General features: G+C 65.9%; 11 protein-coding genes. 5 read left to right on the top strand and 6 right to left on the bottom strand.

Features of this window, described 5'->3' with window-relative positions:
* Positions 1 to 440: 440 nt before the first annotated feature.
* Entirely contained in the window at positions 441 to 1,637 is a 1,197-nt protein-coding gene (gene rho / locus WEB52_16200; GenBank protein MEX2227976.1) for a transcription termination factor Rho, read from the bottom strand.
* Positions 1,638 to 2,110: 473 nt separating this feature from the next.
* Between rho and WEB52_16195 the strand changes: the two genes are divergently transcribed.
* Positions 2,111 to 2,998: a CoA ester lyase gene (locus WEB52_16195; GenBank protein ID MEX2227975.1), complete on the top strand. Its 888-nt coding sequence runs from the start codon at positions 2,111 to 2,113 to the stop codon at positions 2,996 to 2,998.
* Between the two features lie 96 nt (positions 2,999 to 3,094).
* Here WEB52_16195 and WEB52_16190 read toward each other — a convergent pair whose 3' ends face one another.
* Positions 3,095 to 3,589 (bottom strand): MarR family transcriptional regulator, encoded by a 495-nt coding sequence (locus tag WEB52_16190; GenBank protein ID MEX2227974.1) that lies wholly within the window; start codon positions 3,587 to 3,589, stop codon positions 3,095 to 3,097.
* Positions 3,590 to 3,915: 326 nt separating this feature from the next.
* Here WEB52_16190 and WEB52_16185 point away from each other — a divergent pair, with 326 nt between their 5' ends.
* The gene (locus tag WEB52_16185) at positions 3,916 to 4,707 is read left to right on the top strand and encodes an enoyl-CoA hydratase-related protein (protein ID MEX2227973.1); all 792 of its coding nucleotides are present in this window, start codon (positions 3,916 to 3,918) and stop codon (positions 4,705 to 4,707) included.
* Positions 4,708 to 4,936: 229 nt separating this feature from the next.
* Here WEB52_16185 and WEB52_16180 read toward each other — a convergent pair whose 3' ends face one another.
* From WEB52_16180 to WEB52_16170, 3 genes are read right to left on the bottom strand one after another with little or no spacing between them, the layout of a single operon-like run.
* Positions 4,937 to 5,524, bottom strand: coding sequence for a hypothetical protein (locus WEB52_16180; GenBank protein MEX2227972.1), 588 nt, complete (start codon positions 5,522 to 5,524; stop codon positions 4,937 to 4,939).
* A complete protein-coding gene (locus WEB52_16175; GenBank protein MEX2227971.1) occupies positions 5,524 to 6,051 on the bottom strand; it encodes an NAD(P)H-dependent oxidoreductase in 528 nt (175 codons plus the stop codon). Before WEB52_16175 ends, WEB52_16180 begins: the two co-directional genes overlap by 1 nt.
* Complete coding sequence (locus tag WEB52_16170) at positions 6,048 to 7,133, bottom strand: LLM class flavin-dependent oxidoreductase (GenBank protein ID MEX2227970.1); 1,086 nt, start codon at positions 7,131 to 7,133, stop codon at positions 6,048 to 6,050. The genes WEB52_16175 and WEB52_16170 overlap by 4 nt, the downstream gene beginning before the upstream one ends.
* Positions 7,134 to 7,338: 205 nt before the next feature.
* Here WEB52_16170 and WEB52_16165 point away from each other — a divergent pair, with 205 nt between their 5' ends.
* Positions 7,339 to 8,025, top strand: coding sequence for a response regulator transcription factor (locus WEB52_16165; GenBank protein ID MEX2227969.1), 687 nt, complete (start codon positions 7,339 to 7,341; stop codon positions 8,023 to 8,025).
* A 143-nt stretch (positions 8,026 to 8,168) separates the two neighbouring features.
* On the opposite strand, the gene WEB52_16160 is transcribed toward WEB52_16165, so the two are convergent.
* Positions 8,169 to 8,903, bottom strand: coding sequence for an SDR family NAD(P)-dependent oxidoreductase (locus WEB52_16160; protein MEX2227968.1), 735 nt, complete (start codon positions 8,901 to 8,903; stop codon positions 8,169 to 8,171).
* A gap of 395 nt (positions 8,904 to 9,298) precedes the next feature.
* Here WEB52_16160 and gyrB point away from each other — a divergent pair, with 395 nt between their 5' ends.
* Positions 9,299 to 11,269, top strand: coding sequence for a DNA topoisomerase (ATP-hydrolyzing) subunit B (gyrB, locus tag WEB52_16155; GenBank protein MEX2227967.1), 1,971 nt, complete (start codon positions 9,299 to 9,301; stop codon positions 11,267 to 11,269).
* A 451-nt stretch (positions 11,270 to 11,720) separates the two neighbouring features.
* Complete coding sequence (locus WEB52_16150; protein ID MEX2227966.1) at positions 11,721 to 12,110, top strand: PadR family transcriptional regulator; 390 nt, start codon at positions 11,721 to 11,723, stop codon at positions 12,108 to 12,110.
* Positions 12,111 to 12,263 lie beyond the last annotated feature (153 nt).

The following is a 12,263-nucleotide window of genomic DNA, read 5'->3' as shown; positions in this document are numbered from 1 at the left end:
GCGCGACGTGACTGTGCCGCGAGGAGATTCTTCGCTTCGCTCTGAATGACGGCAACACCGTGCGCGATCGGACGCAGCTAAAGCTATGTCCCTGCGATCGGCGGTTCGGGATCGGTGCGTGGAATGGCGGGGTCCTGCGCGTTGCTCAGGATGACCTAGTGCGCGCGCGATCGGACGCAGCCCCGATGACGTCAATGGAGTTGGTGTGCGCGACGTGACTGTGCCGCGAGGAGATTCTTCGCTTCGCTCTGAATGACGGCAATAACACCGTGCGCGATCGGACGCAGCTAAAGCTACGTCCCTACGATCGGCGTTTTGATGGGCGGTGCCTTGCATGGCGGGATTCTTCGCGGGGCTCGAATTACGAGCCGCCCGCGGAATGACGGGACGCCCGCATGGGTTGCGGGCGTATCGATGCGTATTCAGGCGGTGGTGCGGCGTTAGACTTCGGACTTGCTGAGGGTCGCGAGGAACTCCTCGTTGGTGCTCGTGCGGCTGAGGCGGTCCAGCAGGCGCTCGGTGGCCTCTGACGGGTTCTGGGCGTTTGACGCGATCATCGACATCATGCGGCGCATCAGCCACACCTGGCGGAGCGTGTTCTCATCCATGAGGAGCTCTTCGCGGCGGGTGCTGCTGCCGGCGATGTCAATCGCGGGGAAGACGCGGCGCTCGGCGAGGCGGCGGTCGAGCCGCAGCTCCTGGTTGCCGGTGCCCTTGAACTCTTCGAAGACGACGTCGTCCTGGCGGCTGCCGGTGTCGATGAGACAGGTGGCGATGACCGTCAGGCTGCCGGCCTCTTCGCACTTACGGGCGGCGCCGAAGAAGCGCTTGGGCGGATAGAGCGCGACGGGGTCCATACCGCCGGTGAGCGTGCGACCGCTCGGCGGCATGGCCAGGTTGTAGGCGCGCGTGAGCCGCGTGATGCTATCGAGCAGGATGACGACATCCATGCCGCCTTCGACGAGGCGTTTCGCGCGTTCGAGCGCCATTTCGGCGACGCGTGTGTGGTCTTCGACGGGTTCGTCGAAGGTGGACGCGACGACTTCGCCCTTGACGGAGCGCTTCATGTCGGTGACTTCTTCGGGGCGCTCACCGATCAGCGCGACCATCAGGTGGATGTCGGGATAGTTCGCGGCGATGCCGGCGGCGATCGCCTTGAGCAGGAACGTCTTGCCAGCCTTCGGCGGCGAGACGATGAGGCCACGCTGGCCGCGTCCGATCGGCGAGATCAGGTTGATAAGACGTCCCGACAGGTCGGGCGACGGTGTCTCGAGGTCGATGAGCTGGTTCGGGAAGATCGCTGTGAGGTCGCCGAAGTGCGGGCGGTTCCTGGCGGTTTCCGGGTCGAGGCCGTTGACGGTCTCGACGCGGAGCAGACCGTAGTACTTTTCGCTGTCCTTGGGCGGGCGCACCTGGCCGGTGACGTAATCGCCGGTGCGGAGTCCGAAGCGGCGGATCTGCGACTGGCTGACGTAAACGTCGTTGGGGCCGGGGAGGAGGCTTTCGCCGCGCAGGAACCCGTAACCGTCATCGACGATTTCCAAGATGCCGCCGGTGGTGATGGCGGTTTCGCGTTCTTCGGCCGTCAGTTCAGGCTGCTCGCCGTTTTCGAGCTGGCGCTCTTGCTGACGCGGCACCCCGCGTGGACCGGATGACCGTCTTCGTTCTCGTACTGCGCCCATGGTGACCTCTATGATGCGTTGGCCGGCGGAAGCCGGCTGCTTGCCTTGCCCTCTTCCCTTCGGGATCGCGTCCGGCGGCCTGCACGAGCCCTCAAGGCACTCGGCGAACCGACGGTGTGCATGGTGAAGGGAGTCGCTGACGGCGCCGGGAGAACGTGCGCCGGAAGTTGTGTGCGGGTGAATCTTCGATTCTTGTTACCTCATGGATTTGAGGTCTGTCAAGAGCCCGCGCCGCCGTCACGACCCGAGAGAACCCTGTGTGAGGAGGATTTCGCGCGGCGCGGAGGCGTCGCTGCGGTGTGGTTATCCATGATATCGGATCTCGTCGATCAGTGCGCATGGGTGGGCGCCCTAATTTTCCTGGCGCGTCAATGATTGATTGAGCGCGGCGGCGCGCGCGATACTGGCGCGCACGATCGGAGCCGTCCGTGGTCCTTCTCCGGAGCCTGTTGTTCGTCCCCGCGGCACGCGAGCGCATGATCGAAACCGCGACGCGCAGCGCCGCCGATGCAGTGATCCTGGACCTGGAAGACGCGGTGGCGCCGGAGCTAAAGACGGCGGGACGCGCGCTTGCACGGGCTTCGATCGGGGTGCTGCGCGCTGCCGGCAAGACGGCGATGGTACGCGTCAACGGCATCGACAGCGGGTTGACGCGGGACGACGTGATGGGCGTCGCGGTGGAGGGGCTCGATGCGGTGGTGCTGCCGAAGGTGCAGGCGCCGCAGGAGCTGCGCGACCTGGATGTGTTGCTGCGGGAAGCGGAGATGATGCACGGCGTGCGGCCGGGGACGGTGCGAGTGCTGCCGATCGTCGAAAGCGCGCGGGCCGTCCTGGCCTGCGAGGCGATCGCGCAGGCGATCGACCGGTTGGTGGGGCTGGCGATCGGCGGCGAGGACTACACGGCGGATATCGGCGTGGAGCGTGATGCGGACGGGCTCGCGCTGCAGCACATACGCGGCGTCGTCGTGCAGGTGGCGACGGCGTACGGGCTGACGCCGATCGATGCGCCGTATATCGACTTCAAGGACGAAGGCGGGCTGGAGCGAGACGCGCAGGTCGCGCGTGCGATGGGGCTGAAGGGCAAGTTCGTTATCCATCCGGACCAGGTGGCGACGGTGAACGGCGTGTTTGCGCCGAATGCGCGCGAGGTCGCGCGGGCGGAGCGCATCATTGCGGCGTACGAGGCCCGCGAGGATGGCGCCGGATCGATCAGCGTCGACGGGCGTATGGTCGATGCGCCGGTCATCGAGCGTGCGAGGGCCGTGCTGGCGGCGGCGTCCGAGCTAACGTCGAAGCGCGCGCCGCGGCAGCGCTGAAGGCGAGACGCGGACTCTTCTCGCGAAGTCGCACAAGTGCGAAACAGCCCGGCGCATGCGCCGGGCTGTGAGATCGCCGCTGTTACGCGATGCGTATCAGTCTTTCCAGAGCGAGAACTGCTGGGCGCGTCGCAGTTTGAAGTCCGTCTCCGGGAGTTTGAAGCCGAGCGCGCGCACCTTCTTGAGGATGGATTCGATCTGGCGCTTGTCGGTAGCGGAGAGGACGGCGCCGAACATGTCGTCGTAGAGTTCGTCGCTGATCTTAATGATCTCGGCGGTGATCTCGCGGCCCTGGTCTGTCAGCTCGAGGCCGACGGCGCGGCGGTCGTTGGGATCGGGCAGACGGCGCACCCACCCACGCGACTCGATGCGGTGAAGAATGCCGGTGATGCTCTGCGTCTCCTGGAAGAGCAGGGTCGCAACGAGACTTGGTTTGATCGGTGCTTTGGCGAAGTGCAGCACGGCGAGCACGCGCGCCTGCGACGCGGATACGCCAAGGTGATAGAAGCGCCGCTCCAGCAGCTTGTAGGACATCCAATAGATCTCGGTGATGAGGATCCATGGCATGACGCGGTGCTGGAGCGCGGCCATTGACGAGTCGGACTTCGACCCTCTGGTCGACGTAGGCAAGGGAACCTACCTTTCCTTATTGCCCTCTAATATTTCACGCGAGTCTACACCCGTGTTTGATTCAGAGGCAACGTAGACGACAACACGCAACATAGCGAATACCGTTCAGTAGGCGTCCCATGCTCATGGAAGGGATGCGAGTTTCGTAGCGATCACGTGCTCGTCAGGGCTTTGTTTCGCTGTGCTGGTGCGTTCTGGGCAACCTTCGTAGGAATGGGCATCTGGATCAGGCTCGTGGGCGATGTTACGCTTGCGCCGCTGCACGACTCGGACAGGCGGAGCGCACGATGGACTACGAAAAGATCCTCTACGAGAAGCGTGGGCGGATCGCGATCGTCACGATCAACCGGCCCGAGAGCATGAACTCGATCGACCCGCGGACGTCGGCGGAGTTGCACGATGCGTGGTGTGACTTTCGGGACGACGAGGAGCTGTGGGTGGGCATCCTGACCGGCGCCGGCGCGCGCGCCTTTTCGGCGGGCAACGACCTGGTGGCGATGTCGCGGATGCAGCAGTCGGGCACGAGTGAGTTTGCGGAGTACGCGCGGGCGCCGTTTGGCGGCATCACGCGGGACTTCGAGTGCTGGAAGCCGATGATCGCGGCGATCAACGGCTACTGTCTGGCGGGCGGCCTGGAGATGGCGCTCTCGTGCGACATTCGTGTTGCGGCGGAGCACGCGCAGTTCGGGCTCGCCGAGGTGACGCGCGGGATCATTCCCGGCGCCGGCGGGACGCAGCGATTGCCGCGCACGATCCCGTTCGGTCCGGCGCTGGAACTGCTGTTGACGGGCGACAAGTTCAGCGCGGAGTGGGCGTTCCGCTACGGGCTGGTGAACTACGTCGTGGCGGCGGACGAGGTGATGCCGAAGGCGATCGCGATCGCGGAGCGGCTCTGCGAGAACGCGCCGATGTCGCTGCGGCTGGTGAAGGAAGCGGCGTACAAGGGCGTGAACATGACGCTCGAAGAAGGACTGAAGCTCGAGATCGCGCAGTACCGACGCGTCGCCGTCACGGAAGATTCGCGCGAGGGGCCGCTGGCATTCGCGCAGAAGCGCAAGCCCGTGTGGAAGGGCAAATAGCGCTTTTCCGCGAACCCTGCGCGCACGACGATATCCGGCACGCCGGCGGCCTCGGCGTGTTCATCACATGACGGGATGCGGAGGCGGCCCGGCGCCAGGGGAGGAGGGGGACCGCCCCCGCACAGCGCGCAGACCAACGCCCCGTTCTTCACGAGGACGATCCCTGGCGCTGCGTCATCAGGTTGAAGCGCCGCCGTTTCTGCTGGATGACAGGCGTGTGACGTGTGCGTTACGCGGGCGGCTCGCCGCCGCCCAACGCTCGCACGCCATCGACGAAGTCGCGCAGCGTGCGGACGGTGTACACGTTTTCGGGGAGCGGCGTATCGCCGAGGGCGTGTGCGTGGTCGAGCAGGAAGACGTGCGGGACGCCGTTGCGCGCCATGTGGAAGACGGTGCGCGGATCGTCGTCGATGTGAATGTCGACGGCGAGCATCCTTGTGATGGCGAGCTTGTGCTGCGGCGGCCGCAGCCCGATCGGCGCCATGCGGATCGCCGTCACCTTGTCGTCGAGCTTGTGGCGGCGGAGCCACCGGCGCAGCAGCGGCTCGCCCTGCGCACTGCGGCCGGTGACGATGAGGAGGTCGTGACCATCGGCGCCGAGATCGTGGAGGGTCTGCGCCGCGTCGCGGGCCATGCGGCGCCAGCCGAAGCGCGCGTACTCGACGGCGAGGCGCACGCGGCTCCGTGGCGCCGCTGCGTCGTACAAGCCTTCGTAGGCGTCGGGCAGGTCGTCGACGAGGGTGCCGGCGGGACGGACGGCCATGCGGCCGAACGGCGTCAGGCAAAGCACGCCATCGAAGTCGAAGGAGATGCGCATCAGCCGAACGTGATGGTGCCGAGGGCCCGCGCGGCCATGGCGACGTCGTTGATGCGGCGGACGAGGGCCTCGGCGGGCTTGCCGTCGTCGAACTGGTCGTCGGTCGCGTAGACGCCGGCTATCGGCACGCCTTCCAGGCTCGTGAACAGCGGACGCAGGCCGTACTCAATCGAGAGGAAGTGCGCCATCGACGCGCCGGTCTGGATCGGGATACAGATCTTGCCGCGCAGGTGCCCCGGCGGCATGAGGTCGAAGAGCGACTTGAGCACGCCTGTGTACAGCGCGCGGTAGGTCGGCGTGGCGGCGACGACGATGCGGGCGCGGCCGATCGCTTCGATGGCGGCGTCGATCGCCGGCGACTGGGCGCGCGCGACGAGCGCTTCGGCGGGCAGTTCCGCGACGTCGATCAGTTCCGACGTGCAGTTGCCCTTTTCGAGCGCCTGCAGCAGGAGTTCGGCGAGCGTTTTGGACTTCGACGGCGTGCGAGGGCTGCCCGATATCGCGACGGCGCGGAGCGGCCAGCTCATGCGTTGGACGCGGCGAGTTCGCGCGGCGCCTGCGGCACCGATGCTTTGCCCGCGAAGTGCGGCATCACGTATTTGCCGAAGCGTTGCGCCTCTTCGAGGTGCGGATAGCCGGAGAGGATGAACGTGTCGATGCCTTCATCGACGTACTCCTGGAGCCGCGCGGCGACGCTGGCGCCATCGCCGACGAGCGCGGTTCCGACGCCGAGACGCGCCTTGCCGATACCGGACCAGAGGTTGGGCCCGAGCCACTCCTGGTCACGCAGCAGCCGCTGACGCTTCTCGCCCTCGGAGTCAGAGCCTGACATGTGCTTGTCCATCATGTCTTGGAAGCGGTCGGGGATGCCCGCGATCAGCGCTTCGGCGTCGGCGCGCGCCTGTGCGTCGGTGTCGCGCACGAGGACGTGGATGCGCATGCCGAAGCGCAGGGTGCGTCCGCGCTCTGATGCGAGCGCGCGCATCTCGGCGATGCGCTCGCGGACCATCGGTATCGGTTCGCCCCAGAGCAGGTAGACGTCGGCCTCGTCAGCGCCGACCTGTTTCGCCGCGTCTGAGGCGCCGCCGAAGTAGAACGGCGGGTATGGCTTCTGGTAGGTGTGCGGGTACACGTTGCCCGTCTGCACGCGGTAGTACTTGCCTTCGTGGTCCCACTTGCGTTCGGTCCAGGCGCGGCGGACGACCTGCATGAACTCCTGGCTGCGGACGTAACGCTCGTCGTGGCCGGTGAAGTCGCCATCGGCGGCGAGTTCGGCGGGAAAGCCGCCGGTGACGACGTTGATCAGCACGCGGCCGCGCGACATCTGGTCGAAGGTGGTGGCCATCTTCGCGGCGACGGCGGGCGCGACGAAGCCAGGACGCATCGCGACGAGGAACTTCAGCTTGTCGGTGCAGGCGGCGACCATGGCCGATGCGAGCCAGGCGTCGCCGCATGTGGTGCCGACGGGCACGAGGGCGAAGACGAAGCCAGCGTCTTCGGCCGCCTTCGCGACGCTTGTCAGATACGCGAGGTCGGGCTCGCGGGTCGGCGGGCCGATGACCTCCGCGTCGCCCATGGTGGGCAGGAACCAGCCGAAGTCGATCGTCATGGCGTCATGCTCCAGGTGCGCGGGAGAGTGTGTGGTCGAGTATAGAGGCGAGACGCGGGAAGCGGGAAGCGGTGTTGTTGGAAGGCGGGGGGCCGGACGCCGGACGTGAGAAGTTGTGGTGGGATGCGCGAGCACTGGCGGGCGTCGATCGTCATCCGGGCGTAACACGGCGCCGATATACTCACGGGGCATCGGAGGAACTGCGGTGACGAGCATCGTCTTCATCGACGCGACGGAAGATTTGAGGCCGCTGGCGGAGACGCTGGAGGAGGCCGGATTCTCGGTGCGTCACGCGCGCGTCGACGGCGCGTTGGAGGGGCAGCAGCCTGCCGCGGCGGTGATGGTGTTCAACCTCCTGGGGCGGGCGGACACGGCCGCGATCAAGGCGCTGTTGCGCTCGCCGGACTTGGCGCACGAAGTGGCGGCGATCGCCGTGGTCCGCAGCGACCAGCTTGCGACGTTCGACTTCGCGGCGGGGTTCGACGACTTCGTCGTCTATCCGGCGCTCAACGAAGAAGTGGCGGCGCGCGTACGCCGCGCGATCTGGCTGAAGTCAGGCGTCGAGAGCGACAACACGCTGAGCGCGGGCGACCTGCGCATCGACCTGTCGAATTACAAGGTGTACGTGAGCGGCCGGCCGATCGAGCTGACGTACAAGGAATACGAGTTGTTGCGCTTCCTGGCGACGAACCAGGACAAGGTGTTCACGCGCGAGGCGCTGCTCAACCGCGTCTGGGGTTACGACTTCTACGGCGGCGCGCGCACCGTCGACGTACACGTGCGGCGGCTGCGCAGCAAGATCGAAGATGCTTCGCACACGTTCATCGAGACAGTGCGCAACGTGGGGTATCGGTTTCATCTTGCGGGTGCGGCGCAGCCGCACGGCGACTGACCGGCGGGAGTTTCACCGCAGAGCCGCAGAGCCGCAGAGGCGCAGAGCTTGTTTTTTGTTGAGCGCGGGCTTTCAGCCCGCGTTTCTGTCGCTCACGGGCGCATGCATTTTGCTGTGGCCGTCGTTGGCAACGTGCGAGGCCGCTATCCCATCACCTCAGCGCCGCCATCTACCACCAGTTCGACGCGGGTGATCCATGGCGATTCGTCGGACGCGAGGAAGAGGGCGGCGTAGGCGACGTCTTCGGGCGTGCCATCGCGGGCGATCTTGCGTTCGGGCGGCCGCGGGTCTTCGGGGTCGGGCGACGCCTGGATGTTCGTCGGGCAGATGCAGTTGACGCGGATGTTGTCGGCGGCGTACTCGCGCGCCATCTTCTTCGTGATGCCGATGATGGCGGCCTTCGACGCGGCGTAGCCGACGTTGCCGCCGAGCCGAGCGGCGCGCGCGGCGGCAACGTTGATGATGGCGCCGGACTGGCGGCGCACCATCTCGCGCAACGCGAACTTCGCCATGAGGAAGTGCGACTCGAGGTTCACCTCGAGCAACTGGTGCCACTGGTTGAGGTCCGTGTCCGCCGTGCGCGCATCGCCGGCGGTGTAAATGCCGGTGTTGTTGTAGAGGACGTCGATGCGGCCAAACGCGTCGATCGCCATGCGGACGGCGGCCTCCGCTTCGTCGGCGTCGGAGAGGTCGGACGCGCGCACGACGGCTTCGCGGCCGCCGGCGCGGATTTTTTGCGCGATCGTCTCCAGTTCGTCTGCGACGAGGCCGGCAGGCGCGACCCTCGCGCCCTCGCGCGCGAAGAGCAGAGGGACGGCGGTGCCCTGGCGGCCGCCGGCGCCGGCGACGAGCACGACCTTGTCCTTCAGGCGGTCCATTGTTGTGGGTCCTTTCGCCGCTCCATTCTAGGTGGAATCGCATCACGATCGGATGCGCAGCGGTGCCGTGGAGGGGATCGCGGGGCCCCGTTGGCGCGGCGCTTTGGGTGCCCTCCAGGGGGCCGGATGGCGCGCCCGATCGGGCAGTCGCAAACGGGGTGGGAAGATATCGCGTTATCGATCTAAAAGTCGGCGCTCGTCAGATTCAAAATCAGGGCTGATCCGGCGCCAGATCCGGCGCGAATAGAGCGCCCGCGGGAGGCTCTTTTGTGATAGAATGTGAACAGATGCCGAGGCGTTCAGACCCGCAAATTCGGACCCTGTTCCGGCCGCCGTCGACGGGTCTTTTTCGATCCCGGCCCACCCCTCATTTTGAGCACGGACAGCGAGTGTAGATGGTAAGACAGCGCGTCGAAGACGAAGTGCCGGCGAAGCGCGGCAAAGGCAAGAACAGCAAGGCCGCGACCTATACCGCGAGTGACATCCAGGTGCTCGAGGGGCTGGAGGCTGTCCGCCGCCGCCCGGGCATGTACATCGGCACGACGGACCAGCGCGGTCTGCAGCAACTGATCAAGGAAGTCGTCGATAACTCGGTCGACGAGGCGATGGCGGGCTTCGCGACGCGCGTCGAAGTGACGATCGAAGCCGACGGCTGGGTGAAGGTGATCGACAACGGCCGCGGTATCCCGGTCGACAAGCACAAGACGACGGGAAAGTCGGCGCTCGAGACGATCATGACGGTGCTGCACGCGGGCGGTAAGTTCGGCGGCGGCGCGTACAAGGTCTCGGGCGGGCTGCACGGCGTCGGCGCGTCCGTCGTGAACGCGCTTTCGCGCAAGATGTGGGTGGAAGTGCGCCGCGACGCCAAGGTGTTCCGGCAGGAGTACGAGCGCGGCATCCCCAAGGGCGCCATGAAGACCACGCCGGAGCCCAAGCAGAAGCACACCGGCACGACGACGGCATGGATCGCGGACGACGAGATCTTCGAGAGCATCGACTACGAAGTAGAGCCTGTGTTGCAGCGCCTGCGCGAAATGGCGTATCTGACGAAGGGACTCTGGATCCGTCTCATCGATCATCGCGCGGGGCGCGAGCTGGAGATGAACTTCTGCTTCGAGGGTGGCGTCGCGAGCTTCGTGCGGCACATCAACCGCGGCCGCAACACGTTGAATCAGCGCCCGATTTACATCGAGAAGACGGTCGAGGCGACGCAGATCGAAGCGGCGGTGCAGTACAACGACGGCTTCTCGCAGGCGGAGTTCAGTTTCGCGAACACCGTCAACACGATCGACGGCGGCGCGCACCTGACGGGCTTCCGCTCGGCGTTGACGCGCGTGCTCAACGACTATGCGCGCAGGCAGAAGTACCTGAAGGACGACGATCCGAACCTCACGGGAGACGACGTGCGCGAGGGTCTCGTCGCGGTGATCAGCGTCAAGCTGCCGGAGCCGCAGTTCGAAGGACAGACGAAGACGCGCCTCGGCAACGCCGAAGTGAAGACGCACGTCGAAAGCGCGGTCGCCGAAGGAATGCTGCAATACCTGGAGGAGCACCCGTCGGACGGGCGCCGGATCATCGAAAAGGGGATCATGGCGTCGCGGGCGCGCGAGGCGGCGCGGAAGGCGCGCGACCTGGTGGTGCGCAAGGGACTGCTCGATGGCACGATGCTGCCGGGCAAGCTGGCGGACTGCTCGGAGCGCGATCCGGACAAGTGCGAGTTGTATCTGGTCGAGGGTAACTCGGCGGGCGGCACCGCGAAGAGCGGGCGCGACCGCCGCTCCCAGGCGATCCTGCCGTTGCGCGGCAAGATCCTCAACGTCGAGAAGGCGCGGATCGAAAAGATGCTGGCGCACGAGGAGATCCGGGCCCTGATCACAGCGCTCGGCACCAGCTTCGGGGACACGCTGGACCTGGCGAAGCTGCGCTACCACCACGTGATCATCATGGCGGACGCCGACGTCGACGGCTCGCACATCCGCACGCTGCTGCTGACGTTTTTCTTCCGTTACATGCGGCCGCTGATCGAAGAGGGGCACCTGTACATCGCGCTAGCGCCGCTCTACCGGATCCAGGTCGGCCGGCAGCACACGTGGATTTACTCCGACCAGGAGCGCGACCAGTTCCTCTCGAAAGTCAAAGATGGGCAGAAGGCGGGTATCCAGCGCTACAAGGGTCTTGGTGAGATGAACCCGGAGCAACTCTGGGAGACGACGATGGACCCGGAGAAGCGCACGATGCTCCGTGTGAGCATCGAAGACGCGATGAAGGCCGAGGAGATCTTCTCGACGCTGATGGGCGATGAAGTGGCGCCGCGGAAGAAGTGGATCCAGGGGCACGCGACGCAGGTGAAGAATTTGGACGTGTAGGTTTTTCGTTGTAAGTTCTGAGTTTTCAGTTGTAAGTTCTTTCGGCAGCCCTCGCTTCGCGGGGGCTGTTGGCTTTTTGCGTTGCATTGTGTGCGTTTCATGACGGGATCCTTCGCGTGCGCTCAGGATGACGGAGGGGTCTGGGCGGGGTTGCTGTTGGCGATTGGGCTGCGCGATCGCGGTTGTCGTGGGAGGAGATTCTTCGCTTCGCTCTGAATGACGGGTGGGGTGGGGTCGGTGCGTTTCACGGGGGATCCTTGCGTTCGCTCAGGATGACGGCGGGGCTGGCGCAGTTGCTATTGACGATTGGGCTGCGCGACAGAGGTTGTCTTGGGGGAGATTCTTCGCTTCGCTCTGAATGACGGGGTGGCGGTGAATGATGGGGTGGTGGTGAATGATGGGGTGCCTGTGAGAGTGACGGGCGGGGGGCTACCTTGCGTACCATAGTACCTTGTGCTACACAGTAGACATGGCGGTGGTACAGGCGAACGAGGGTGAGTGGGGGGCGCAGTTGCGGCGCGGGGTGCTGGAGCTGTGCATCCTGGCGATCATCGGGCGGGAGGCGAGCTACGGCTACCAGATCGTGACGCGGATCGCGTCGGCGGCTCAGCTCGCGTCGGGGGAGGGGACGATCTACCCGCTGCTGCGGCGGTTGAAGCGGGAGGGGCTGGTCGAGACGTTCTGGCAGGAGTCCGACGCGGGGCCGCCACGGCAGTACTACCGTCTGACGTCGAAGGGGCGGGGGGCGCTGCGGGCGATGCGCAGTGAGTGGGACGCGCTGGTGGCAGCGATGGCCGTACACCTGGACGGAGCGACTCCGAGAAGTGAGGTTAAGGAGTGATTAACCAAGGCGCCGCACGCGGCGTTTACGCAAATCTCAGTCGTATGACGGAGGCAGGCGACGGACGTCCTTGTTACCTTGGATCATCTTTGGGGGCATGGTCGCGTTGGCCCAGCGGCAGCGCGCCGCCCGCGGAATCCGCCGCCACAGAGG

Source organism: Dehalococcoidia bacterium (genome assembly GCA_040902535.1).
Taxonomy (GTDB): Bacteria; Chloroflexota; Dehalococcoidia; order DSTF01; family JACRBR01; genus JBBDXD01.
This window is presented reverse-complemented; position numbering and strand designations above follow the sequence as displayed.

Excerpts from the sequence above, each read along its gene's own strand:
- WEB52_16190 (MEX2227974.1), bottom strand. The coding sequence starts at position 3,589 with ATGGCCGCGCTCCAGCACCGCGTCATGCCATGGATCCTCATCACCGAG.
- WEB52_16185 (MEX2227973.1), top strand. The coding sequence starts at position 3,916 with ATGGACTACGAAAAGATCCTCTACGAGAAGCGTGGGCGGATCGCGATC.
- WEB52_16180 (MEX2227972.1), bottom strand. The coding sequence starts at position 5,524 with ATGCGCATCTCCTTCGACTTCGATGGCGTGCTTTGCCTGACGCCGTTC.
- WEB52_16175 (MEX2227971.1), bottom strand. The coding sequence starts at position 6,051 with ATGAGCTGGCCGCTCCGCGCCGTCGCGATATCGGGCAGCCCTCGCACG.
- WEB52_16170 (MEX2227970.1), bottom strand. The coding sequence starts at position 7,133 with ATGACGATCGACTTCGGCTGGTTCCTGCCCACCATGGGCGACGCGGAG.
- WEB52_16160 (MEX2227968.1), bottom strand. The coding sequence starts at position 8,903 with ATGGACCGCCTGAAGGACAAGGTCGTGCTCGTCGCCGGCGCCGGCGGC.
- gyrB (MEX2227967.1), top strand. The coding sequence starts at position 9,299 with ATGGTAAGACAGCGCGTCGAAGACGAAGTGCCGGCGAAGCGCGGCAAA.